23 protein-coding genes are annotated in these 23,585 nt (G+C 43.1%); 13 read left to right on the top strand and 10 right to left on the bottom strand.

What is annotated here, in order from left to right:
• Positions 1-258: 258 nt before the first annotated feature.
• Complete coding sequence (gene asd, locus ABN236_RS17110) at positions 259-1,365, bottom strand: aspartate-semialdehyde dehydrogenase (protein WP_088494138.1); 1,107 nt, start codon at positions 1,363-1,365, stop codon at positions 259-261.
• A 473-nt stretch (positions 1,366-1,838) separates the two neighbouring features.
• On the opposite strand from asd, the gene ABN236_RS17105 reads away from it, so the two are divergent.
• Positions 1,839-2,408 carry a class I SAM-dependent methyltransferase gene (locus tag ABN236_RS17105; RefSeq protein ID WP_088494137.1) on the top strand — a complete coding sequence of 190 codons (570 nt, stop codon included), beginning with the start codon at positions 1,839-1,841 and terminating at the stop codon, positions 2,406-2,408.
• 47 nt (positions 2,409-2,455) lie between these two features.
• On the opposite strand, the gene pdxR is transcribed toward ABN236_RS17105, so the two are convergent.
• Complete coding sequence (pdxR, locus tag ABN236_RS17100) at positions 2,456-3,943, bottom strand: MocR-like pyridoxine biosynthesis transcription factor PdxR (protein WP_349474474.1); 1,488 nt, start codon at positions 3,941-3,943, stop codon at positions 2,456-2,458.
• 127 nt (positions 3,944-4,070) lie between these two features.
• Between pdxR and ABN236_RS17095 the strand changes: the two genes are divergently transcribed.
• Positions 4,071-4,529: a GNAT family N-acetyltransferase gene (locus ABN236_RS17095; RefSeq protein WP_088495978.1), complete on the top strand. Its 459-nt coding sequence runs from the start codon at positions 4,071-4,073 to the stop codon at positions 4,527-4,529.
• Positions 4,530-4,619: 90 nt separating this feature from the next.
• Here ABN236_RS17095 and ABN236_RS17090 read toward each other — a convergent pair whose 3' ends face one another.
• A complete protein-coding gene (locus ABN236_RS17090) occupies positions 4,620-5,357 on the bottom strand; it encodes a tetratricopeptide repeat protein (protein ID WP_349474473.1) in 738 nt (245 codons plus the stop codon).
• Between the two features lie 108 nt (positions 5,358-5,465).
• On the opposite strand from ABN236_RS17090, the gene murQ reads away from it, so the two are divergent.
• Complete coding sequence (murQ, locus tag ABN236_RS17085) at positions 5,466-6,365, top strand: N-acetylmuramic acid 6-phosphate etherase (protein ID WP_318620922.1); 900 nt, start codon at positions 5,466-5,468, stop codon at positions 6,363-6,365.
• A 293-nt stretch (positions 6,366-6,658) separates the two neighbouring features.
• Here murQ and ABN236_RS17080 read toward each other — a convergent pair whose 3' ends face one another.
• Together ABN236_RS17080 and ABN236_RS17075 are read right to left on the bottom strand one after the other, a co-directional pair.
• On the bottom strand, positions 6,659-6,892 hold the full coding sequence (locus tag ABN236_RS17080; RefSeq protein ID WP_148512287.1) for a helix-turn-helix transcriptional regulator: 234 nt from the start codon (positions 6,890-6,892) through the stop codon (positions 6,659-6,661).
• Positions 6,879-7,127 carry a helix-turn-helix transcriptional regulator gene (locus ABN236_RS17075; RefSeq protein ID WP_158117003.1) on the bottom strand — a complete coding sequence of 83 codons (249 nt, stop codon included), beginning with the start codon at positions 7,125-7,127 and terminating at the stop codon, positions 6,879-6,881. The genes ABN236_RS17080 and ABN236_RS17075 overlap by 14 nt, the downstream gene beginning before the upstream one ends.
• 267 nt (positions 7,128-7,394) lie before the next feature.
• Here ABN236_RS17075 and ABN236_RS17070 point away from each other — a divergent pair, with 267 nt between their 5' ends.
• The gene (locus tag ABN236_RS17070; RefSeq protein WP_167363658.1) at positions 7,395-7,535 is read left to right on the top strand and encodes a hypothetical protein; all 141 of its coding nucleotides are present in this window, start codon (positions 7,395-7,397) and stop codon (positions 7,533-7,535) included.
• Between the two features lie 58 nt (positions 7,536-7,593).
• Here ABN236_RS17070 and ABN236_RS17065 read toward each other — a convergent pair whose 3' ends face one another.
• The 3 genes from ABN236_RS17065 to ABN236_RS17055 form a co-directional block, all read right to left on the bottom strand.
• On the bottom strand, positions 7,594-8,007 hold the full coding sequence (locus ABN236_RS17065; RefSeq protein ID WP_072670333.1) for a hypothetical protein: 414 nt from the start codon (positions 8,005-8,007) through the stop codon (positions 7,594-7,596).
• Between the two features lie 113 nt (positions 8,008-8,120).
• Positions 8,121-10,265, bottom strand: coding sequence for a fimbria/pilus outer membrane usher protein (locus tag ABN236_RS17060; protein WP_349474471.1), 2,145 nt, complete (start codon positions 10,263-10,265; stop codon positions 8,121-8,123).
• A gap of 435 nt (positions 10,266-10,700) precedes the next feature.
• Positions 10,701-11,288 carry a hypothetical protein gene (locus ABN236_RS17055; protein ID WP_270770239.1) on the bottom strand — a complete coding sequence of 196 codons (588 nt, stop codon included), beginning with the start codon at positions 11,286-11,288 and terminating at the stop codon, positions 10,701-10,703.
• A gap of 413 nt (positions 11,289-11,701) precedes the next feature.
• Between ABN236_RS17055 and ABN236_RS17050 the strand changes: the two genes are divergently transcribed.
• From ABN236_RS17050 to ABN236_RS17035, 4 genes are all read left to right on the top strand, one after another.
• On the top strand, positions 11,702-12,268 hold the full coding sequence (locus ABN236_RS17050; protein WP_270770240.1) for a hypothetical protein: 567 nt from the start codon (positions 11,702-11,704) through the stop codon (positions 12,266-12,268).
• Positions 12,269-12,696: 428 nt separating this feature from the next.
• Positions 12,697-12,888, top strand: a complete 192-nt coding sequence (locus ABN236_RS17045; RefSeq protein WP_270834640.1) for a hypothetical protein — start codon at positions 12,697-12,699, stop codon at positions 12,886-12,888.
• Complete coding sequence (locus ABN236_RS17040; RefSeq protein WP_349474470.1) at positions 12,885-13,742, top strand: phage replication initiator YdaU family protein; 858 nt, start codon at positions 12,885-12,887, stop codon at positions 13,740-13,742. The genes ABN236_RS17045 and ABN236_RS17040 overlap by 4 nt, the downstream gene beginning before the upstream one ends.
• The gene (locus ABN236_RS17035; protein WP_124743317.1) at positions 13,742-14,461 is read left to right on the top strand and encodes a replication protein P; all 720 of its coding nucleotides are present in this window, start codon (positions 13,742-13,744) and stop codon (positions 14,459-14,461) included. Before ABN236_RS17040 ends, ABN236_RS17035 begins: the two co-directional genes overlap by 1 nt.
• A 169-nt stretch (positions 14,462-14,630) precedes the next feature.
• Here the strand turns inward: ABN236_RS17035 and ABN236_RS17030 are convergent, their stop codons facing one another.
• A complete protein-coding gene (locus tag ABN236_RS17030) occupies positions 14,631-14,951 on the bottom strand; it encodes a DUF2845 domain-containing protein (RefSeq protein ID WP_099659526.1) in 321 nt (106 codons plus the stop codon).
• 97 nt (positions 14,952-15,048) lie between these two features.
• On the bottom strand, positions 15,049-16,353 hold the full coding sequence (locus ABN236_RS17025; protein ID WP_099659525.1) for a hypothetical protein: 1,305 nt from the start codon (positions 16,351-16,353) through the stop codon (positions 15,049-15,051).
• A gap of 930 nt (positions 16,354-17,283) precedes the next feature.
• Here ABN236_RS17025 and ABN236_RS17020 point away from each other — a divergent pair.
• The 5 genes from ABN236_RS17020 to mobF are packed head-to-tail and all read left to right on the top strand — an operon-like array spanning position 17,284 to position 23,575.
• A complete protein-coding gene (locus ABN236_RS17020) occupies positions 17,284-17,748 on the top strand; it encodes a hypothetical protein (protein WP_039036071.1) in 465 nt (154 codons plus the stop codon).
• Positions 17,748-18,140 (top strand): hypothetical protein, encoded by a 393-nt coding sequence (locus ABN236_RS17015; RefSeq protein ID WP_099659523.1) that lies wholly within the window; start codon positions 17,748-17,750, stop codon positions 18,138-18,140. Before ABN236_RS17020 ends, ABN236_RS17015 begins: the two co-directional genes overlap by 1 nt.
• Before the next feature lie 11 nt (positions 18,141-18,151).
• On the top strand, positions 18,152-18,508 hold the full coding sequence (locus ABN236_RS17010) for a hypothetical protein (protein WP_101095840.1): 357 nt from the start codon (positions 18,152-18,154) through the stop codon (positions 18,506-18,508).
• Positions 18,495-20,471 (top strand): type IV secretion system DNA-binding domain-containing protein, encoded by a 1,977-nt coding sequence (locus ABN236_RS17005; RefSeq protein WP_153674020.1) that lies wholly within the window; start codon positions 18,495-18,497, stop codon positions 20,469-20,471. The genes ABN236_RS17010 and ABN236_RS17005 overlap by 14 nt, the downstream gene beginning before the upstream one ends.
• Entirely contained in the window at positions 20,468-23,575 is a 3,108-nt protein-coding gene (gene mobF / locus ABN236_RS17000; RefSeq protein ID WP_270770257.1) for a MobF family relaxase, read from the top strand. The genes ABN236_RS17005 and mobF overlap by 4 nt, the downstream gene beginning before the upstream one ends.
• The last annotated feature ends 10 nt before the right edge of the window (positions 23,576-23,585 follow it).

Here is a 23,585-nt window from a genome sequence, read left to right as displayed (position 1 = left end):
ACTCTATTTTGAATAAAAATAGGTGGATTATGCTGAATAATCTGCCTGAATTCTTTAGAGTTATTTTTGAAACTATTGTAGGAAACGTATTTTATAAAGCACCCTAAAATTAAAAATAAATAAAATATGAAAAATTAAAAAATAGTTTTATGAAGAAAGAAGGAGGGGGAAATAAGAAATGAAGCTAATAGCTATTGAGAATAAGAATATCAACCATTTCTATTTTCTAAAAATGGCCGATATTCTAAAAAATTAATATTAACGTAGAATATTTAGCATACGGCGTAAAGGCTCTGCGGCACCCCATAACAGTTGGTCACCCACTGTAAAGGCTGAAATAAATTCAGGGCCCATATTAAGTTTACGAATACGGCCTACTGGTGTACTCAATGTACCGGTAACTGCGGCAGGTGTTAATTCACGTATAGTTAATTCACGATCATTAGGAATGACTTTTACCCAATCGTTATGGCTTGCAAGTAATTGTTCAATTTCCGCAACAGGTAAGTCTTTTTTCAGTTTTAAAGTAAATGCTTGGCTATGGCAACGTAATGCACCAATACGAACGCAAAGACCGTCTACAGGAATGATATTTGAACCTGTATTTAGGATTTTGTTGGTTTCTGCTTGCCCTTTCCATTCTTCACGGCTTTGACCGTTTTCTAATTGTTTATCAATCCAAGGGATCAAGCTACCTGCTAGAGGAACACCAAATTGCTCAGTTGGCATCGCACCACTGCGTGTAAAGTTAGTGACTTTACGCTCAATATCCAAGATTGCAGATGCTGGGTTTTCTAGCTCTTTAACCACTTGATTATGCAAAGAGCCCATCTGTGACAGTAACTCTCTCATGTGGCGAGCGCCAGCCCCAGAAGCCGCTTGATAAGTGGATACGCTCGCCCATTCCACTAAATTGTTAGCAAACAGGCCACCTAATGACATCAGCATTAAACTGACGGTACAGTTACCGCCGACAAAGGCTTTAATGCCTTTATTTAAGCTGTCTTGAATATGCTGTCCATTAACAGGATCGAGAATAATCACGGCATCATCATTCATACGCAGTGCTGATGCTGCATCAATCCAGTAACCTTGCCAACCTGCTTGGCGCAGTTTTGGATAGATTTCATTGGTGTAGTCACCACCTTGGCAACTAATAATAATATCGAGTGATGCTAAGGTATCAATATCATAAGCATCTTGCAGAGTGCTACGGTGATTACCATAAGCGGGTGCTGCTTCACCTAATTGAGATGTGGTGAAGAAAACAGGGTTTATCCCATCAAAATCACGTTCTTCAACCATTCTTTGCATTAAAACGGAGCCGACCATACCACGCCAGCCCACAAAACCAACATTTTTCATTGTAATTACCCTGTCTTTATCTGTAGGAATAGTGAGAGACCTCACACTAACCTGACAAAATATAGAGATGGGTGCAAGTTAATTTATTGATTATTTACCAAAGAATTAGAAGTGTTTCTTATAGTCTTCGTAGAGTTAACAAAAGAAAGCCGCAGAACGAACAAATATCAATGAGTTGTTAAAAAAGAAAATGAACCAACCATAAAAGTGTAAGAATAATCTGCTATATCTTATTTTCTTTTTTTTGATAAATAAAAATATATTCTTGTTTAAGAAAATAGAGTAAAAATAGAAAAATGTAAAATAGTGTAATATATAAGAAAAACGTATTTACTTAGAGATGACTCCAAGCTTTATACTGAAAGTCATTATTCAATAGATGATGTATTTTCATAAATAAAAAATAATGATGAATGTTCTTCATTTAATCTAATTTTTATTTTACCTTAATTAAAAGGCACTAGGAGGCGAAGATGGATATATCCACATTCATTCCATTATCTACATACTACTCATATTTAAAACGGTTTGTGATCTCACCAACCACCATGGGTACTATTGCGCCTTCATCTCGTTGGTTATGTTATGAAATGTTAGATAAACTCAATTGGCAACAGGATCTTCAGGTTGCTGAGCTAGGTGCTGGTACGGGTGTTATTACTCAACAGATTTTAAAAAGAATGTCGTTGAATTCATCATTAGATGTTTTTGAAATAGAACCCAGTTTTGCGACAGAATTAGATAAAATTAACGATAAGCGCTTAAGGGTTTATACCGCATCAGCAGAAAAATTAAATAGTCATTATAATATGATTATTTCAGGGCTACCTTTTTTATCTATTCCTAAAAAAACAGGTTTAAGAGTTTTAAAACGAGTACATAAAGAGTTATTAAAAACACAAGGTTGTTTTGTATTATTTCAATATACAACGCGATATGAAAAAACGTTATCTCGTTATTTTCATTTAGAAAAAAAATTGGTAATGCTGAATGTTCCCCCTGCTTGGGTTTATTATTGCACGCCAAAAAATAAAATAGGGTAAATACAAAGCTTGCTCGACGTTTATATTGTAAATAACAAAGATGTTATTTATTTAGATAATGTTTGAGCAAGCAAAATAATACTCTTTTCAATTTCAATAGGATCATGAGCCGCATACCCTAATAATACGCCTTGTTTTGGGTAAGTTTGGATGCAGTAACGGGATAAAGGCTGTATAGCTAATCCAATCTCTCGTGACTTTTTCACAATATATTCTTCTGTATAGTCAGCCTGTAACCAGCAGACAATATGGATACCTGAGTCTGTCGGTTCAACACTGAAAACATGAGATAGATGTGTTTTTATGGCATTAGTTAACACTTGATAGCGTTCATAACAGGCTTTTCGTATTCGCCTAACATGGCGTGCATAATGCCCTTGAGAAATAAACAGCGCCAATGTAGCTTGCTCTAAAAAGCCAGAATGTGAATCGGTATAGTATTTAGCAGCTTTAAAGGCATCAACTAAAGGTAAAGGAACCGCTAAAAAACCTAAACGAAATCCGGGATACATCATTTTTGAGAATGTGCCGGCATAAATAACGCGCTGGTATTTATCTAATCCTTGTAGAGATTGAATGGGTTTAGAGTGATAGCGAAATTCACTATTGTAGTCATCTTCGAAGATCCACACATTATTGGATGATGCCCACTCTAACAACGCAATACGGCGTGAAAGTGAGAGCGTATTACCTAAAGGGAATTGATGAGAAGGTGTGGTAAAAACAAGTTTTGCTTCAGGGCACTGCTCTATTCCTTGATAAATATCCATTCCGTCAATATCTGAATTTATTGGATGTGATTTTATACCATAAGATGTGAAGATCCCCCGAGCACTGTCATAACCAGGATCATCTAACCAAACAGCATCACCTTCTTTTAATAATACTCTGGTGGTGAGATTAATCGCTTGCTGTGTTCCATTCACAATAATGATTTGCTCAGGTTGGCAAAAAAGTCCACGAGTTGATTGCATGTATTGGCATATCATTTCTTTTAAAGGCGTGTAACCTGTTGGCGAATTAAATGTTGCTAGTGCTTTTTTCGATTGTCGCCAAACTCGCCCTAATAATCTTCCCCAAAGCTCATGTGGAAAAAGATCAACACATCCAATACCGACATGAAATATCGGGTTACTATTGATATTGGGTTGCGACTGTTGCCAAAAAGCTTGTGCTTTTTGCATATTGGGGTTTAGTGTTTCTAATGGGCTTACGATTGCTGGTAATGAATAAGAGTGAGTTGTTTTGATCCAATTATCCGAAATAATGGCATCAGGGATTGTACTTGCAACAAAAGTACCTGCACCGCGTCGAGTAAATAAATAGCCTTCATCAATTAAACGTTCAAATCCTGCGATAACAGAATTGCGGGAAATCGACATCATTTCAGCTAAGGTACGGCTTGATGGTAAACGACTACCTGACGATAAACGCCCATCTAAAATCGCCTTTCTAATCGCGTGATAAACCTGAGAACCAATGGGTCCTTCTTCTAAAACAAGATTAGGAAAATACGCTGTTTTTTTCTGTTTCATAAAGTGGACCCTATAAAAACACAAAAAGTGTACCTTATTGAGAACCAAAATTAAACGTACCATGACCACGATTAAAGGCAGGTGATACCTTTTTATAGCATTTATGAAAGTAGAAGGAAGTGAAGAGATGAGCACAACACCAATAACTGTTTCAATTCAGTTTGTTGAACAAGAGCATTATGCTCAATGGTTGCCACATTGGTTAAGTTATCAAGCATTTTATAAAGTTGAGTTATCAGAAGAGACAACATTAAAAACATGGGCACGTTTTTTTGATGAAAAAGAACCTGTTTATTGTGCAGTAGCGATGGAGGGTGAAAAGGTATTGGGTTTTGTTCATTATCTTTTTCATCGTTCAACATGGGCTGAAAGTGATTTTTGTTATTTAGAAGATTTATTTGTTTCACCAGATACGCGTGGTCGCCATGTAGGTAAGCAACTTATTGAGTTTGTTAATCAACAAGCCAAAGAGCGTGATTGTGCTCGTCTATATTGGCATACACAGGAAACTAATTTACGTGGTCAGCGCTTATATAATTGGGTAGCAGAAAAACCGGGTGTGATTGAATACCGTATGGCGCTATAAAAGAATATTAGGTAGGACAGACAGGGTATAAAAGAGATGGCGATATTTACCATCTCTTTTCTGAGTTAGGGTTATTTATTTGATTTTGGGTTAATTAAACTCTTGTTGGCAATAAAACTCATTGCCAACTTTTTTTGCTTCTTCACAAGCCTGTTTCATTAATTCATCTGCTTTTTGCTTGTTAGGCTCAATAATATGATATTGGCCTGAGAACATAAAAGAAGCCATTGCTTGAGCGAATCCTTCAAAAGTCATTTCATTAGCTTTTGCAAACCACATATTCGCTTTTTCAGTATCTACAGGCACATTGTCAACCCCACTATAAAGAACACCTAACCAAATCGGAGCGTAAACAAGTTCTGGTTGATGAGTCGCTGCAACTTCTTCTAATAATACAATCGCTTTTTTGTGATCTGTTTCTCCAGATAATGGCGCAATGAGAGCTGTTGCTAAACTTATTTTTCCTCTTATGCTTCCTTTATTTACTGCGAGAGTAGCTAATTTTTTTGCTTCGATATAATTATTTTTAAAATAAGGGTCGGCATTAAATAAGTAAATATCAGCAAGTAATGCATAGGCATCGGCATAGTCGTTTTTTATTGCCTCATTTGCCCACAGTTGTGCATTAAGAAGGTTTTTTTCTACGCTTGTTCCCATCGAATACATTTCAGCTAACTGATATTGAGCTTGTGCATTATGGTTTAGTGCTTCTTTGCGAGTATCTTCAAATTTTCTTTTGTCTTGCTCTTCAAAATTAGCATGCAAAGAAAAGGAGAAAAAAAGTGTAATTAGGCTGATAAAGGTCGAAATATATTTAATAAATGTCATGTAGGGTACCGTTTGTAATGATTTTGAAAATCTTACCAATAATAATGGTATAAAAGCAGTTTATTTCTTCGGCTTAATCAAATAAATAACAATATTGGGAGCGCGATAATGGCGATTGATCTTAGCAATCTTGTCACGGAAAGTAGAAATCATAACAGTGAAAATATAGACACACTTTCAACCTTCGATATGCTAAAAGTTATTAATAATGAAGATAAAAAAGTGCCATTAGCCGTCGAAAAAACGTTACCTGAGATTGTTCAATTAGTTGATAAAGTTGCGACCGCTTTTTCTCAAGGTGGTCGTCTTATTTATTGTGGCGCTGGTACATCGGGGCGATTAGGGATTTTAGATGCCAGTGAATGTCCTCCAACTTATGGTACACCTCATGAAATGGTGATTGGATTAATTGCTGGTGGACACAAGGCTATTTTACAAGCTGTCGAGAATGCAGAAGACAATATTCAACTAGGCGAACAAGATTTACGCCAGCTTAATTTTAACGAGAAAGATGTTTTAGTAGGTATTGCTGCAAGTGGTAGAACACCGTATGTGATAGGTGCTTTGCAGTATGCAAAATCATTAGGTGCAACAACAGGGGCGATAAGTTGCAATCCAGAAAGCCCGATTGCCAAACTTGCTGACATTGCCATTACACCGATTGTGGGTGCTGAAGTGGTAACTGGTTCATCGCGTATGAAAGCCGGCACAGCACAAAAACTTATCTTAAATATGATAACAACAGGCGCGATGATAAAAATCGGCAAAGTTTTTGGTAATTTAATGGTGGATGTTGAAGCAACCAATGCCAAATTGGTTGAACGCCAAATTCGTATTGTAATGCAAGCAACTGAGTGTGAAAGAGCTATCGCTGAAGAAGCATTATCACAATGCCATCGTCACTGTAAAACGGCAATTCTAATGATCTTAGCAAATGTAGATGCACAGCAAGCCACACAGATGCTTAATCAAAACAAGGGATTTATTAGAAAGGCATTGGGTGAGTGATTTTCATTTATTAAATAGAGAGTTAAATTTTATTCTTGATTAAAGCCAGCAAATACAAGGTATCTACTGGCTTAATGATGGGCTGTAAACCGCTAAGAAATCTTACTCAATGTTTTGGATCTGCTCGTGGATTAGATAATATTTTCTATTAAAAATCAATTGCTTATATTGATTTTTTGCCGTAATTCAATCTTCACACTTACCAGTTCACTCACCATTTGGCAAAAGTGAAACAATACCAGCTTAGAGCACCATTCAGGCACAATCATACAGCAAGACTTGCCTTTATTCCGTTACTTCTGCATCCATGCTAATAGATCCGACAACAGCCATACTGTGCTGCCGCCAACTCTTTTACGCCGTGGGACTTCACCAGACCTCTCCAGCCGCCACCAGGTTGTCCTGCTGATGGCGGTGATGCGTTCGCGCTCGGCCTCTTTGATCAACCGTTCGGACTCATTGTAGGCACGGAGAATCTCTCCCCGAATCTCCGTTGGCGGAGGAGAGTATCTGCTAGCTTGCCTCATAGAGCTCTCCTTGCTTGTTACGCAGCAACCACTGGTCTATTTCTGTACGCTTGAAGTAAAGACGTTTGCCCATTGGTTTGAAAAAAGGTATTAGTTTTCTATGAGTTAGTTTGTAGAGATATGATACGGAAAGCCCGGTGTATTGTGCGCACTCGTTTATAGTCATGACTTCTTTTGTCATGGCCTTTAATGAGCGGATGTTTTCAAACATTTCAGCAAGTTGATTTTCAGTCATTTTCTTCCCTTCACTTACTTTACTTGCTGTTATTTTCTCATTTGTTCCTTCAGTATATTGACTCTCAAACTGCCCAATACGGACACATTGAGCGTTATTTGGCTCAGTGTTTATCCCGTTTTCTGTAAAGGTACAGACTACCTACAGTTACTACTGTAAAGAAGGCAAATAATCCCAAGATTCCCCAGATCAACGGTGTCATTCGTCATCCCTCTCGTTATCCAATATCTATAGTTTATAATAGTTTGAACTTAGAAGGAGGGCATCATGGCAAGATCGTTAGATGAAATCATCGAGCATGAGAAACCGGAGGTTGTTCAGCAAGCTCATGAAAAAGCAAAGGAAATTATAAAAGATATTGATGAGAAGGCTGAGGCGTCAGCCGCTGGCGATAAATCAGACGGCTGACTATGGGAGTAGGCACAAAAAACTTTCACATGTGAAAGTTTTTCTGCCTTAGCATGATTCAATCGAAGGCAAATCCACCTTCATCTCTCATGCAGGGGATATCCTGGGAAAAAAACTCACCACGGGCGACTTGTTTATGTCCCTCACTAATTTTTTTATTGTCTAGGTAAGAGAGATATGAGTTAACATAAAATTCCTCTTTAAGTTTTCTTATCAACAACTTAACATCTTCCTTGTAGATGATTGTTGGCTTTTGAGTCATCCAGTCATTCCACTCAATCTCAACCTTACCCAGCACTTGAACAATTAAAGGCTTAACATCCTCAATAGCGCTCAAAACTTCTTTATCCTCTGCGCAAGGATGCGCTGAGATAGGAAGAAGAAGGCCTTGGATTGTCTCTTGAGTTGACCAAGCTTGCTCGGAATAAAAATACTCTTTGTTTTCGAAATCAAGATGTAAATGATATACCATGACCAATCTCCAATTTGCTTAAGACAGAGCTATTTTTACTCAGAAATTAGCCATAGTTGGCACGCTAAAGTGCCCATTTTGGACAAATCGGTCACTTTTGGTACTAAAAACTTTCACATGTGAAAGTTTTTAGTCGGTTTTAACTCAGGTTCTTCCACAACCTTGACCTTGAGTCCTGCCGGTGCATAAAACAGATACCATCCCCCAAACTCAGTGGTTTGTTCCGCTAGAACATCTCCCTTTTCAGCGTCAACGAGAGCGACTCGAATTCCGTCTCGATCAAGCTGGCCCTCAATTTCCCTAACTTCAGACAAAGGCAGGCGAAGATGGTTTATCCCTCCACGAACTAGCCGATCTGACTGAATAGACTTGTACCGAGGCGATAATCCGAAATCTCCAGATACTTCTATATTGTACCGACGGTACGGAGTCAGAGAGTCAACAATGGCCGGAGTTTTCACTTGGCGACCATCCACACTAGCGACAACCCCCTTAACGTCCGGCTCATTTTCCTGGCAAATACCATCGGCATTAAGATCCCGACAGGTGGACAACATGAGTGTGGCTTGACCTCGCTGGGGAGTTCTCTGAAATCCCGTGCGGCCAAAGCTACCACTAATTGATAAAGTAATGTTATTACTAGCACTAGGCGAATGGTTGAACGAAGCAGATAGAGTTGCAAATTTCCAGTTCCAAAGATCAGCACGCAAGCTTTGTTGCTGGCCTTCCCATCCATGACCAAAATTGCTCGCCGTGTAGCGGTAGGTGAGACGCCCCAAGCTGAATCGTTTTGATATCTCTCCATTGAAACGTTCTATATCTCTAATACCATTAATATCTTTACTTTCGTGCTCATAAGACGCCAAAACTTGCCAACCCGCCTCCATGCTAGCAAGCATCCACCCTCCAAAGATGTTGGATCTGACACCATTGGCTAAACGATTCGAATAGTATGGAGATAAAGAAAGTGATGTATTCAGTGTCTCAAGGCGCGTGCTGTGATACGTGCGTAGCGTCGTTTCCTGAGTTTCATAGCCGCCGTGCGTGCGGGAAGAATACTGAATAGTTGGTTGGAACTGAGAGCGGGAAGAATACTGAATAGTTGGTTGGAACTGAGAGCGTGATGAAATACTAACAGAGCGTAATTGATAGTTGTCTAAATCACTTAATTGCCCAAAGATCGCAAGATTGCCATCCTGCCAAGAACCGCTCAGAGCGTATCCACTACTGCCATACCAAGCAGGCTCAAATGAAAAGTTATCACTTGAATATAAAGCGGAAAAATACTGTCTTTCCTGCTCATCCTGACCAGCAAAAAGTGACAATTCATTGGTCATCCCGTAGCTCAAGCGTCCAATTAACTTGCTTTCATCAGTGGTTGGAGATTTGCCTACAGCTACTTGATAATTTAGGCCTCCTACAGGAGCAAGCCGCCCTGAAATGGCTCTCTCGATTGTTTTAGTGTCTGTTCTACCGTCAGGTAAAACCGCATAGAATTTATATTGATTATTACTGTAACTCAGCTCGATTTTGTAAGAGAACGGCTCGCTATCCAGAACCAGAGATTGTAAATAGGTTCCGTCACGGTAAACATCTACCCGTGTTCCAACAGGCCAATAAAGCTCAATTTGGTCATTAGAAAATGAACCAGTGGCAAGGCTACTTTCATTCGTGAGTGAGAAACCATCCAGCCCGTAACGCTGAACACGACCGACTTCAATGTCTTTGACGTTGCTGTTCTCCTCGTCGTGCCACTGGCTGGAGAAATATGATTCTTGCCCTCCTAACCCTGCTCTAACATCAACATCGAGATCTGCGATGCGGCCTGTTCCCGTGATGTTACCTGCAATATCACCTTTGCTTTGATAGGTGAGAAAGTAGTCAAAGGATTTTACATCCAGATTGGATACATTTGGCTCAATTGTAACCTCTGGTTTGACCTTTCTGGCTTTGGCTGCGTTGTTGCGTGGGTAAAAGTAGATGGTTTGTTCTGACCAAACAATTTTGGCATGACCAAGGTTGTTTAGCCTTTCCAAGGGAAGTGATGCTGTTGTGTTTACACCAACGGCTTGCCATAGCCCTGGCTCAGCCGTGGTGCTATCTACTTCACGAGAAACAAGGTATTCCCCCTTGTTTTGTCCGTTCACGACAAACTTCATCAGGTAGTCATCCGCACGTGTTGGTGAAGCTGTGAGTGTGAAAGCTGCGGCCAAGACAGTGGGGACAAAAACTTTCACATGTGAAAGTTTTTTCTTCATCGGGACACCTCCCTAACTGGGAGTCTGAGCGTGATTCTCGAGTGAACGCCTTGTTTTTCTTCGCTTTGTACGGCATAGGAAAATGCCATCTTTGCGTTTTGAGATAAGACTTTCCCATCTCTCTCTCGAGCTTTTACTACTTGCCGCTCTCCTGGAAGAAGCTGGAAACGCCGAGGGAAGACTTGTACTCCAGGAGGGGGAGTAATTCTCACGATGATTGGTGTATTTAAGGTATTTGCTATGGGGATTTCAGCAACCGCCTTGTGAGCGATGTCCACTTCGTGGATCTTGAGTTGGAAGGCTGATGCTGGTCTAGATAGAGATAGAAGCGCTACCATCGCTACCATCAAACCTGAATTAATAAGGGACTTCATTGGGACCTCTGTGAATGACAATGGTTAGGGCCAACGTTTTGCTGGCCCTGACGCTCTGGAATTATTGGTAATCGACGGCGATATCGACGGTTCCAGAAAAGATCCCTTCTTCCCATGCACTGAGCTGCATGAATCCTGATGAGGCTGTGGCGGGTTGGCGATACGACCAGGCGATGTAAAGCTCGCCCGCAGATGAAGTGGTTGCTGTTAAAGGTGCAGCGTTTACACCGACTCCTGTTGATGTTTGCGCTATGGCATCCGAGCAATCCACGTTTGAGGTACGAAGATCAATTTTAGGTGTGCCACTGAAGGTAAGAGTTGCTCCACCCGGAGCTGTTGGGTTGGATAGGTTAGTGATGGTAATCCCAACCGATTTATTCATGTCTCCCGCCACTTTTAGGCAGCCTGGTTGTACCGTGTCCTCCGGATTTTGCGCCAAGTAAGTCGCCCAACTTTTTAAAGAAAAGCCGCCAGTTGGGGCGGCTCCCGGCAGGCGTTCCAAGGTCATTGTGTATGGCTGAACTTCGACCACAGACAAAGCTGGCGGGGTTGCTGAAATTTGAGCTGTCCCGGTGCCTGTACCAGCATAAGCTGCGGCGGATGAAAGAGTAATAAATGCTGCGATGGCGGCGTACTTAAAAGGTTTCATTTCTAGTGTCTCCATGTGAATATAAAATGCGTTTTCGCATGGAGAATTTTGCGGGTGGGCGGCAGATATTTAGGCACGCCAAACTGCCCTTTTTGGACAAAATGGGAAAAATATTAGGGTTACGATAATTACGGTATTATCGTAATTATGATAATTACAGTAATTAAGATTTGTTCTGACGTAACAAAATTAACTGAATGAAATAATTGACTAATTTTGGCTTTGGAGTCGTTGACAACTCCCTATGTGTTGCTATTATTTATATAAAGGTAGCTGGCCTTTAAACAGCATATTATTTTAGCTGAGTTCAACTCAGCCCATTCAAATAGCCTATTCACAATTTGTGATTAGGACACCAAGTAAGGCATGGGGTCTCTCTTGTTCATCGTTTAACACTTTGAGCGGGGGGCTTTATGCGATCTAACATCCTCAAACTATTACCATTTTTACCAGCTCGACACCATCTCAATCGGTGGGCGTACGGTTATTATCTTGTACAAAAAGGGTTTTCTACTTGTATTGTCATGGAAGAAACGTCCTTTAGTTATAAGCAAATCAGAAAAATAAGAGAAGATTTAGCCATCAAAGAAAATCGCCGAGCGAATTATGGGCAGGATATTATTTCAAAAGAGAATTGGATAAAATATTCCGCAGCAATTCATGTTTACTGTGAGCTGAGTGAAAAAATGCCTCACATAGAAGCTGTTATAAAAGCATCTGAGTGGTTAAGAAGAGAAAAAAACTTTGATATTTCTGGCTTTTACAAAGCATGTAAAGAAATAAAAAGTGGCGAGGCTTTTTTTGTTGAATGTGTACATTGTAAAAGTGAAGTTTTTAGTGGGCCAGGTTTGAGAGATAAAGTTGTCAGTAAATGCTGCCCTGTTTGTGGAAAGAAAAATTGGGAGCATCCAAAAAGTGGACACAGACTGGGCCATATTGCTGCCCGTCCTAAACCTGGTGACCAACAACCGTTATTTTGAGGAGATTTGTTATGTACACACAAATTACAAAAATTGAAATGGTAATTGCTGGCTTAGTAATCGCAAGTTTGTTTGGAGTGGACATAATTCGAATCGCCAGCAAAATATTTACCTCCATATTAACAGTAAGTTTTTAAACTGGTGAGGTAGCTGGCCTCCATAAACAAACAGCAGATTAATTGATTTGGTAAGCAAAAACTTTCACATGTGAAAGTTCCAATGCGAGTTCTGGGCTAGCTAAGTCCTGAGCGGCCTTGCAGGTTGATAGCCTGCCTGAGCTTTTGCGTCTCGCCATCAACCTCCATCAAACTGGCACGGGTGGAGCTGAGCGCTGAAATTTAAGCCGCGAGCGCAGTGCCTCAACTTTTTATTCGTTGAGGTTTGTTATGAACGTACAAATTCACCCTTCTTATTTCCGCAAGATTGTATTGTCGGAACCATTTTCACAAATGATCGATGTGGCTGCTGCGACAGGCTATTCATCTCATCATGTTTATGTTTGCTTGTCAGTTGCTCGCGCTGCAAAACTGCCCACAGCATGTGTAAATGTAGCAGTTGAAGCGGAGATTAATCGTCGCTCGATGGTGCGTTCTGCTCGTGTCGCTGGAGGTGTGGTATGAGCAGTAGGGATAAGTTGTCGACTGAGTTATTTAACGCAGCGGACCTCACCAGGGCCATCGACGGACCAAGAATAGCGATCCCTCGCGCATCAATTCAAGCTCTGGGACTGGAAGCGGCTGCATTTTTACAACAGGCGTCGTTTCTGAGCAGCCTCAAATCAAATTCTGGCGGATGGTTCGATCTGCCTGCCGAGGGAGAGCCTGACCCCGAAGCTACCAATATTTTTGCAGAGCTTGGGAGCTGGCAAGCCTGTCTTGGAATTCAGAGAGATGCCCTGCGTAAAATCCGGCGTAAACTTTGTGATATGTGTTTGCTGGAGGAGAAGCGCTCAGGCGTTCCTGCACGACTTCATTACCGTGTAAATCATGATGCGTATATACAGTTTCTTGCTGACTGCGGTCAGAAAATCCAGAATGCGGAAAATCGCAAACTGGATAGCGATTATTCGCAAACTAGTTTGCACGGTTGTCGCACACAAGAATGCAAGGTTTCAGCAAACTATTCCAGAGAGATCCCAGAGAGCTTCAAAGATATTAATAACACCCGCTCTAAAGCGTGTTTTGATTTTGTTGATGCTCTTGTGTCGCGGGGAGTAGATCCGGTCCACGCCCGAGAGTGGCAAGCAATCCGTAAGAAAAAACGCGCGACTCTCACAAAGGACGCTGTGCTGCTGGTAGAGCGGGAGGCGGCGAAAGTTGGCATCTGCCTAGGCGACGCGATTGAAACGTGTGTTCTGAGGGGGTGGGCTGGCCTTAAGGCAGATTGGCTGGCGTCCAACAACGAGCGAAGCTCACAAACTCGCTCGCTTGTTGAAGACCTAACTGACACAAGCTGGGCACTGGGAGGATGGTGATGGCACTAAAATCCATTGCAGAAGTTATTGAGCTTGATCAACAGAAGCGTGTCGTTTGCTCGGCAAAAAACGCAAGGCCTACACAGTCTTCTTTTCGTGAAGTGGAAAGCAAACCAGATTCTGATCAACTTCAAGCTACGGCAAGGATCATCAATATCTTATTTGCCGAGCTCCAGTCATGCTTCCCCGCTTGGAAGGCGACATTCCCGAGCAAATCTGACGTTGACGCGGCGAAGAGGACATGGACCAAGGGCTTGCTGGAAGCAGGTATCATAACTGAACAACAACTCCAATGTGGGCTCCGGAAGGCTCGGCAAGCAGAATCACCATTCTGGCCGCCGCTTGGACAATTCGTTAAATGGTGTCAGCCAGATCCTGCGGATTACGGCCTACCAAGCGTCAGGCAAGCATACATAGAAGCCTGCCGTAACGCGCATCGCCTCGCAGAGATGGCAAATGATGAGTGGAGTCACGCTGCTGTGTACATTGCTTTAAAAAATACAGGGACGTTTGACATCCGAAATCGCAAAGAAGCAGAAACTTGGCCGATTTTTGAGCGGAACTATGAAATTGCTGTCCGGCGCGTCCTTGCTGGTGAAGATCTTAATGTAGAGATCCCCAAGGCACTGCCGCCACGGCCTGCACCACGGCCAGTAGACCCTGAAGTAGCCAAACAGCATTTAGAACGGCTGAAAAAGATGTTGAAGGGCGGTAAGTAGCCGCCCTTAAATGCCAATGGGACAATTTCTAGTTAAAGCATTAACTCTAACTCGTCTGCTTCGGATAAAAATATCTATGGGTTAACGCCGCACACAAGGGCCGGCAAAAAAGCGCAGCGTTTTGGCGGTCCCAGCGACCAACGGGAGTGACTGCTGTGTTTTGTTATATCTACTTTTGATCCCAACCAATAACCTCACCATTTTCTAAGGTTATTCTCAAAGCATACCTACCTTTACCAGTCTTATTGTATTTCCAAACTTCTTTAACCTTTGTTTTCATAACCCTTTGATCTATATCGACAGGTTTGCCAAGTGAATCTATAAGCTGCTCCTCAGATTGACCTTGCCAAAACATTTTTTTCATTAACCTATCAACAAGATCAACATCGCCATATTTTTCAATAAGGCGTTCTCTCCTAGCCTTTTCCTGGTAGGAACTCAGAACAAAAAAGCCGACAACCACCAATATTACCCACCAGTACCATTCCATTACGACTATCTCCTTCTAGATATAACGCCAGCCATAAACGGCGCGAGGAACGAGCGTCCGGCGACCGCAGGGAGCGAATTTAATGGCCTTGTTAGCGCTATTTCGTCCAATTAGCATATGCTGACGCCGATTTTGTGGGAACAGAACTTGGATCGATTAAGCCAACCAACCCCTTAAACCTATTACGGCAGCTCTGATGTGCCTTAATACGTTCGCTGACCAGAAGCTTCTTATTTGGCAATCCAAGCATAATCTCTACTTCGCTAGGTGAAAATCCTTGAATGATCTTAGTGTAGTGAGGTGCGGCTGCGTGAGAGACACCATAGCGGTTTCCAGCAGCGCAAGTTATTACGACCGTTACAAGCTCTTCCTTTACTGTATCTGGTATAGCTCCCTGTTCCGTAAGTTGTAGTAATCGCTCTGCAAACGGAGGCTCATTGTAAAAATTGTCCATTGCCTGGTGCACTCCAAGCAGCCGTTTTGCAGCATTCGATATAAGAGAATGGAACTCATGCTCACCCAAGAGAGAAAGCATTCCAAGCCGCTCAAAAAACTGCTGCGATGCTTTATGCCGCTTCTCATCGCCTTTAGCAATGTAGTCATGATGGCGATTGATTAAGTCTGATTTTGCCTTGGGGGTAAAATGAGGGGCAAAGGCAGATGCAATCATAAGAGCATTGACGCGAGACTGTTCGACGCTGGCAGGGTCACTGTAGATTCCATGTAACGTACCGAACAGAAGGTATTGCTGTGCCTCATGCGTCTTCTGGATTCTCTGAACCCACTGGCTTTTCTGCTCTTCAGAAAACTTTGTTCCTTTGACAGCGGCCATGAAAGCAGATATGTCAACGCCAACAGGATTATGCTCATTTCCTAGCGCGTACTTTGCGCAGCGATTAGCAAAACCTATGAACTCATGGTCATCAATTTTTCCGACAACAGGGTGCGCAGCAGAAAAGTTATTTCTTATATCTCGGCACTGGTCTAAAAAGAAATACCCATCTTCAGTTATTAGGTTCAGTTTAAGGCACAGATTAAGCAAATCTGCATCTTTTAAATCTAGCAAGGATTGCTCATCAAAATTTTGCTTGCTAAGGAGCTGTTCTACAACCGGGAGGCCGAAGCGCTTTACTTTCTCCCGAAGCTCGATAACGGAAGTATTCCAAATATAGTTAATCGCGCTATCGAACAAGCCCGCAGCAACCGCCACGCACATTCGAGCTAGACCTTCCGTTCGTAGCGCTGGAGGAATTTTATTCATTACTCCTGGGAGATTATTCCACGCCGTTTGAATTTCTTGTCCAGAAGCAAGAATGTCCCGAGGAACGCCAAGTGCATCCGTAAGTTGATCCAGGACGGGAAGTGTGTTGCCCATCACCGCCGGTAGATTCACATCAGTCATTTATCCTTCCTTCTCTTGGTATTCAACGGTACCGTAAGCGCTAACATTTTATTAGTGCGCATGCGCGTTTACCTCGTTGGACCAGTGAAAACGCGCACAGTTAACTATTTGTATGTAATGAACTTATCAGCATTTTGCTAAATTCACCATCTGGAAAAACGCGCATGCGCGTTTCCCAAACCTATTATCTAACCTAAGATTTTTTTAATTACATGATTTTAATCATATTTATTTATCTTTAAATGTGAAAACGCGCACGAAGTTGGGATAAAAATCATCATGATTGCAATATGACTGTATGCCCGTCCAGCGTTTAGGCTTTTCAACGAAAGACAACATTTGAGTGAAATGAATGAAAATTTGTAGGCGAGAAAGTCTGCGTTTGACTTCGCCACAGAAAACGACTCAACTCGTTTGGGGGCAACAGCGTGTTTTCGATAAGATTTTTACCATCATTTCTCCCAGGTGAACTTGCAGAGGAAAAGTAACGAGCTGAATGATGTACAGCCTTACATTGAATCCCGATATCTGTGACCTGAAGATAAATCTATTGACCCTCAGACTTGTATGGACGCCTTAAGCCCAACCTATTGTTTTTTTGAACCCTAAAAACAAACCTGCATTCGTTGTTTATCTCAATAGTCATCGAAACACCACCAATAGGTGGCTTTTCGATGACTCTGAGGGACTGAGACGGACTAAACCCTACTGAATACCACCAAAACACTACCAATAGGTTGCTTTTCGATGACGACCAAGGAAGGTTGTGGCTGCGCTACATCAGAAAGCGATCAACAGGTGGTTTTTGGATGATACCGGCCCATTTTTACCTAGCTTCTTATTTGTCCAAATTGGGCAGTTTGGCGTGCCAACAATGACTCCCCTCTAAGTAAAAATAATCCTGATTTTAATCAATCAGGAGATAAACCAATGAAATTGATCACTTTAACTACTGCGCTCGTCGCTGTCGGTATGCTGGCTGGTTGTACAACCAAAAGCATTGATTCAATCACGATGCACCACTACTTCCTTAATGCCCGCGACCTGTTCGTTATTGACGAAAAAAACGGAAATGTGTCATGCATCGTGTCTCACGATACTGGCAACTCGGATCAATTTAAGAAAGATCTTGGTGAGATTCGGGAGACCATTTACAAGTATCAGTGTGACTCCATAGTGATTCATGGCCGGTATCTTAATCCTGAAGTTAAATTTCAATGGGATAATCGAGGCAAGAGACCTGTTTGCTCAGTAACATTAAAAGCTAAAAATGAAGGTAAACATGGTTTATGGCCAGATGAACCAGCAGCCATCAGTCGGTCTTATGAATCAATGGCGGAGCTCAATTTACCAAACTGTGATTCCATTGATATCCGATGGCAGGAGGCTAAGTGATGCGTAATCAATTTAGTCTTAGCAACCCTCATACCTGCCAGCATTGCTGTGGTAGCAGCTATCTAAAAATACTAGAGATTGCTGCTGAATCTAGTACCGCCGTTGATGCAATCAATACCATAGCTTCTCAGTTGGCATTTTTGGCAGCAGAGCGACGCGAATATTCTACCAGAAAACTAGCGGAACTATTTTCTTCAATCACCCCGAGCTTAGCGCTCGGGGACCCCATCTCACAGCAAGAAAAATCCGTGCTTCGTCCGGATTTTTCTCCACACCCCACTCACCGCGAGTGGTCTGTCTCATCCGGCGCAGTAGCGCCTTCTGAGGGGACTCCCTGCACCTCTGTACACACAGAGTTGCAAGGGAGTTACACGCAAGAGAATCAGGGATAAGGGGGACTACAATGGGAGTTTCTAAGGCGTATCGCGTACAAATATATCCACCTAGGCAAGTACATATTTTGTTGAAGGAATTAGCTAAAGAATCGGGGCAAACGGTTAGTAAAACGGCGGTGTCTTTGATCGAACAGGCGTTAAATAATGACTCAACATTGAGCGAAATCAGAAATGTACAAGTGGATCAGAAGGAGATTTATCAGCAGTTAATTAACCTGCTGTCGATCAACGTGGCAACCACAGATTTTCTGCTCAAAAAGACCTGCTCTGAGGATGAAATGGCTGAGGCTAAACAGGTCATTTCAGCGCGCACAAATGCTCTGCGTTCTCACTTTATTGGAGGGGACGATAATGGCAACGATTAGAAAAGGTCGAGTCGGTGACTTTGTTCGTGGTGCGGACACATGGCTTCATAGCCAGCAGATGTTGTTATTCAGCGGAATTTGGATCTTTCTGCCTGGTGTTTTGTTGGCGATTGTCGGTGGCCTGTTATACATCGGGATAGACGCTGATAAATGTGTCTTGCAAAACGCTAATACATATATTTGGGCACAATTGAAGGGACTAGTACAACCATTTTCAAGCGTAACTGTAGGAACCTGTGTTGCCCTAGATGGGCGCGACTCTCTGCCATCCTCTGTGGTGATAAATGAACCACTATTCCGGGAAGCTGCTGTTAAGCTTCTCAAATCCTTTGGATGGGCTTTCATTTCGCTCTTTGTATTGTACTTGCCTATTGGTGTTTATCTTGTTGTGAAGGCAGTTAAGAGAGGTGAGGAGATCAAAGAAGACAAATATATTCGAGGTGCGAAACTTGTTTCAGCCGAAAAATTGAAAGGAGAAATCGTAGAAAAGCATGGTGTTTCTGATTTAACCCTCGGCGATTTCCCTTTACCCACAGGATTTTCAAAAAAGCATGCCTTGATTAGTGGCACCACCGGGGCAGGTAAATCTACAGCACTTACTCATTTGCTTAAAGCTATTCGCGCTCGTGGAGACCGAGCCGTGGTGTATGACAAGAAAGGCGAGTTCGTAGAGATGTTCTATCGGGACGGAATTGATCACATACTCAATCCGGCAGATAGCCGCTCACACCAATGGACTCCATGGGAAGAAATGGCCTCACCATTTGATGCAGACTGGATAGCTGAGACACTTTTACCTAGTTCTAATAGTAACAGTGGTTCTGATAAATTCTTCACATCCGCAGCCAGAGCAGTTGTTTCTGCCGCACTTCAGAATTTATATCTAGACGGACCGAAGTCATTGCTTTCACTTCTTCGGGCGACAGCGTGGAATGATCTTGAGTTACTCAAAGAACTAGTTGCAGGTACTCCAGCAGCGACATATTTCAATGAAGATAACGAGAGAACTCTCGAAAGTATTCGTTCAACCATCGTAGATGGTGTTCGTCCACTTCGCCTGTTGAAAGAAGAGAATAAAAAGGGGTTCTTTTCTATAAGAGATTGGATAGCAGAAGGCGATGAACCTAATGCCGATGATAGTTGGTTATTCTTACCAGTACGTGAATCTGAAATAGAAATACAGAAACCTCTCATCTCAACGTGGATACAAGCTGCGGCCAAAGGGTTGATGGCGCGTGGGGTTAATAACGAGCGAACTCTTTGGATTGTTGTCGATGAGCTACCAAGCCTCAAAAAAATTCCTGCTCTTTCAATGTTGATGGCCGAAGGGCGGGGCTTCGGTGCGGCTGTTGTTTTGGGTATTCAGGAAATAAACCAGCTAGAGGAAGAGTTTGGAAGAAATACCTCTAAAACCATACTTGGCCTGTGCTCCACACAGTTTCATTTTCGTTTGAATAATGCCGACACAGCTGAGTGGGTCTCCAAAGTACTTGGTGAAGCTGAGCGTGAGGAAGTTGATGAAGACTTAAACTACTCCGCCGATGACATTCGAGACGGTGTTCGGGTCAGTTCTAAACGCCAAAACCGAAAAATTGTTCTTCCCAGTGAAATCATGGACCTGCCTGATTTGTCTTGTTTTGCCAAAATTTGGGGCGTGGAGAGTAAAGCCCGTATTGATATTCCTTTCTTGAGACTTCCAAAGATCGCTGACGGTTTTATTCAAGGTGATGAGAATGAGACTGTTGGTATGCGTCTGCTCAATGCCGCAAGAACAATGAAAATGGAATCTGATACTGACTTTGTTCCGAAAGAACTTTCTAACGCGCAGGCTACTGATGAGCCTAAAGAGCAAGTGCCAAGCCCAAGTGACATTGAGCAGGAAGTACATTCAGTATTGGGAACGGTCGGAATGGATGATGATTTGGTATTTGGTCTGCTTGGGAAAGGAGGCAAAAAATCATGATGTCACCCAAAGCAATAAAAAGTGCCTCGCAGGCAGGTCATTACTTTGAAAAAGACGATTATTATGTCGATGGCCTGTCTCCGTCTGAGTGGGTTGGCTCGGGAGCAGAAGCGTTAGGTTTATCAGGAGACGTGCAGCGAGAAACTTTCAAATCTCTTTTGGAAGGCCAGCTTCCCGATGGGCAGAGAGTTGGAACTATCAGAGATGGTGAGTGGAAGCATCAACCAGGAACGGATGTAACCTTCTCAGCGCCCAAGAGTGTTTCTATTCTGGCTGAAATTGCTGGTGATCAAAGGTTACTGAGCGCCCACGATAAGGCCGTGCACGCCGCTCTGCGCTATATAGAACAGGAATATATTGTTACTAGGAACCGTAACCGGTTCGAGAATAGAGTCGAGTACGAAAAAACCGGCTCGATGGTGGCCGCCACCTTCAAGCACACAACCAGTCGCGCCCTCGACCCACAGCTCCATACTCATTGCGTCCTGATGAACATAACACAGCGCGGTGATGGGCAGTGGCGTTCCACTGAGAACAAGCCCCTCTTTGTTGATCAGAAGTACTTAGGCCTCGTTTATCGGCAATATCTCGCTGAAGAGGTGCGCTCTTTGGGGTATAGCCTGGATCATGCAAAAGATGGAACTTGGGAAATTACAGGCCTTGATAAAGATGTTGTCCATGAATTCTCGAAGCGTTCAGAGGCTATTGGGGATGCCTTGGAAGCCCGTGGAAAAACCAGAGACACGGCTACAGCCGCCGAGAAAGAGGCTGCTACTCTAGACACTCGGGATAGAAAGGTTCAGGCAGAACGGGGTGAACTTCTTGAACGCTGGCATGCTGAAATCAGCTCTGAGAAGCTGACCGAGTTGAAAGAAGTAATAGCTCTGTCACGGAAGAACATTCCAAGCCTAGATCGGCAATCCGAGGCGATTTTGGCGCGGGTTCAATTAGCCAACGAAGCCGTCATGTGGGCGACTGAGCACCTTGGAGAACGTGATACGTCTTGGGCACACCACGATCTAGTCAAAGTGGCTAGCCGTTATGCCGGATCGCGAGTATTACTTTCTGATGTAACGAATGCAATTGATGCTGCAATTCGCAGTGGTCAGCTCATAGAGAAGTCGGTTAGAACCTTTAATAAGGTCAGCAAGCAAGAGATTGATGTGCGGGGATATACGTCGAAAGCGGCCATCGCCATCGAGGATGAGGTGATCAAGGAGGAATACCTTGGCCGCGACCGAGTTCAGGCATTGTGCAGCCGGGAACAGGCGGCTGAGGCCATTTCTAATGCCGAGGAGAAAGCCAACGAATTGGGATACGAGTGGAACGCTGACCAAAGGAAAGCTACAGAGGGCATTCTTCTCTCCGAGAATCGGATCGTTGGAGTGCAAGGATTAGCTGGTACAGCTAAAACCAACTCCGTGCTCAGCACTGTTGCTGGAAAAGCACGAGTTATGGGGTACGAAGTAAGAGGTCTTACTCCAACTAACTCGGCTGCTCAAAGTTTATCTGAGGGCGCGAATATTCCCTCCAGTACAATCCAAAGTTTTCTGGGACAAAATCGCAATGAATGGGTAGAAGAGAAACGACTGATCGCCCAAGTAGAGAGAATAGACAGACGGCTGGATCGGATCAAGAAGGCCCTTGAAAACCCAGGAGTAGACCTAAAAACTGGTGCTCAGATCCCTAAAACCTCTCCCATTTACCAAAAGCGACTCGATGAACTTTGTTACGAACAAACAGAGTTAAAAAGTCAACGGGAGGAGTTAGCTAAGGGAATGCAGCGGTCCCCTCAACTTTGGATTGTTGATGAAGCATCTATGATCGGTACAAAATTGATGCGCGATCTACTTCAAAGAGCTAGACAGGTCGGTGCTAGGGTTGTGTTGACTGGTGACGTCCGCCAGCTTGCTTCTGTGGAGGCTGGTGCTGCCTTTCGTCAGCTTCAGGCTCATGGAATGGAAACATATCGACTAGAGGAAATCGTTCGGCAGACGAACCGAGGCACAAGGGATGCGGTATATCTCTCCCTAATGAAAAAAGCCTCTAATGCTCTCTCTCGGTTACAGGAGAGTGGCAGCACGATAAAAGAATTGGTCGCGCATAAGAAAAGTGGAAAAATTGACCATGAGAAAAGCGGTGAAGTCCGCAGACAAGAGCTTGTGAAGGACTACATGGCTCTTGCGCCGGATGAACGAGCCAAAAGTATTATCCTCGAACCAAGCCGTGAGGGCCGACGTCGCACGAATGAATTAGTTCGTGATGCCCTTAAAAAAGAAGGTGCTCTGGGCGAAGAGCTGCATACTAACCAGCTATCACCAGTCGATGCAACCGAAGCTGAACGGCGTGTGGTGACATCGTATCAAAATGGGCAAATCGTCCGGTTTGCGCGTAGCTTCAAGCGTGAGGGCATCAAGAAGGGCCTGTATTATCAGGTTGTTGGTCGAGATAACCACGATATCTTGCTTAAGAAGTTCGGGGCCAATGAGCAGGCTGAGCTGATTCGCTTCTCTCCTGAAAACTATGCGGCCAAGAACATCCAGTTGTTCGAACTAACTGAAAGTGGCTTGGCCGTTGGTGAGAAGATCGTGTGGCGTGATAATGATAAGCCAACTGGACGATTGAACAATGACACGGCCACAGTTGAGAAGATAGAAGGCACGAACGTAACCTTCAGACTTTCAAATGGTAAAACTGGTGAGTTTGACATGTCCAAACTGGCTAATTCCCATTGGGATCACGGTTACGCCATGACGGTTCATGCTGCCCAAGGTAAGACAGCCCAGAACGTGTTTGTGCACGCCGAAACCAGCCGGGAAGCTTTATTGAACACGGAACAGTTCTACGTGCAGATATCAAGAGCAAAGGACCGCGTGTATCTATACACCGATTCAACGGAAGGGTTTGTCCGAGCTGTGGAGCAGCGTTCAGGTCAAAAACAGACGGCTAAGGAAAGCCGTTACCAGTCTCTGGAACCGCTGGATCACTTGATTGATAAGCTATGGCAACAACCAGAGTCAGGACGCTCGTCAACGCAGACAACTGGTAAATCTCAGGCTAAAGGTATATCAAGAGGCGACAGTGAACGCAGTCTAACAAGATAATTGCAGTCCA

It is taken from the genome of Proteus sp. fly-1013, assembly GCF_040140245.1.
GTDB classification, from domain to species: domain Bacteria; phylum Pseudomonadota; class Gammaproteobacteria; order Enterobacterales; family Enterobacteriaceae; genus Proteus; species Proteus mirabilis_B.
The sequence above is the reverse complement of the archived record's forward strand: the minus strand, read 5'-3'. Positions and strand labels throughout refer to the sequence as shown.

Coding starts and splice junctions, on each gene's coding strand:
- asd (WP_088494138.1), bottom strand. CDS start 1,365: ATGAAAAATGTTGGTTTTGTGGGCTGGCGTGGTATGGTCGGCTCCGTT.
- ABN236_RS17105 (WP_088494137.1), top strand. CDS start 1,839: ATGGATATATCCACATTCATTCCATTATCTACATACTACTCATATTTA.
- pdxR (WP_349474474.1), bottom strand. CDS start 3,943: ATGAAACAGAAAAAAACAGCGTATTTTCCTAATCTTGTTTTAGAAGAA.
- ABN236_RS17095 (WP_088495978.1), top strand. CDS start 4,071: ATGAGCACAACACCAATAACTGTTTCAATTCAGTTTGTTGAACAAGAG.
- ABN236_RS17090 (WP_349474473.1), bottom strand. CDS start 5,357: ATGACATTTATTAAATATATTTCGACCTTTATCAGCCTAATTACACTT.
- murQ (WP_318620922.1), top strand. CDS start 5,466: ATGGCGATTGATCTTAGCAATCTTGTCACGGAAAGTAGAAATCATAAC.
- ABN236_RS17080 (WP_148512287.1), bottom strand. CDS start 6,892: ATGAGGCAAGCTAGCAGATACTCTCCTCCGCCAACGGAGATTCGGGGA.
- ABN236_RS17075 (WP_158117003.1), bottom strand. CDS start 7,127: ATGACTGAAAATCAACTTGCTGAAATGTTTGAAAACATCCGCTCATTA.
- ABN236_RS17070 (WP_167363658.1), top strand. CDS start 7,395: ATGGCAAGATCGTTAGATGAAATCATCGAGCATGAGAAACCGGAGGTT.
- ABN236_RS17065 (WP_072670333.1), bottom strand. CDS start 8,007: ATGGTATATCATTTACATCTTGATTTCGAAAACAAAGAGTATTTTTAT.
- ABN236_RS17060 (WP_349474471.1), bottom strand. CDS start 10,265: ATGAAGAAAAAACTTTCACATGTGAAAGTTTTTGTCCCCACTGTCTTG.
- ABN236_RS17055 (WP_270770239.1), bottom strand. CDS start 11,288: ATGAAACCTTTTAAGTACGCCGCCATCGCAGCATTTATTACTCTTTCA.
- ABN236_RS17050 (WP_270770240.1), top strand. CDS start 11,702: ATGCGATCTAACATCCTCAAACTATTACCATTTTTACCAGCTCGACAC.
- ABN236_RS17040 (WP_349474470.1), top strand. CDS start 12,885: ATGAGCAGTAGGGATAAGTTGTCGACTGAGTTATTTAACGCAGCGGAC.
- ABN236_RS17035 (WP_124743317.1), top strand. CDS start 13,742: ATGGCACTAAAATCCATTGCAGAAGTTATTGAGCTTGATCAACAGAAG.
- ABN236_RS17030 (WP_099659526.1), bottom strand. CDS start 14,951: ATGGAATGGTACTGGTGGGTAATATTGGTGGTTGTCGGCTTTTTTGTT.
- ABN236_RS17025 (WP_099659525.1), bottom strand. CDS start 16,353: ATGACTGATGTGAATCTACCGGCGGTGATGGGCAACACACTTCCCGTC.
- ABN236_RS17020 (WP_039036071.1), top strand. CDS start 17,284: ATGAAATTGATCACTTTAACTACTGCGCTCGTCGCTGTCGGTATGCTG.
- ABN236_RS17015 (WP_099659523.1), top strand. CDS start 17,748: ATGCGTAATCAATTTAGTCTTAGCAACCCTCATACCTGCCAGCATTGC.
- ABN236_RS17010 (WP_101095840.1), top strand. CDS start 18,152: ATGGGAGTTTCTAAGGCGTATCGCGTACAAATATATCCACCTAGGCAA.
- ABN236_RS17005 (WP_153674020.1), top strand. CDS start 18,495: ATGGCAACGATTAGAAAAGGTCGAGTCGGTGACTTTGTTCGTGGTGCG.
- mobF (WP_270770257.1), top strand. CDS start 20,468: ATGATGTCACCCAAAGCAATAAAAAGTGCCTCGCAGGCAGGTCATTAC.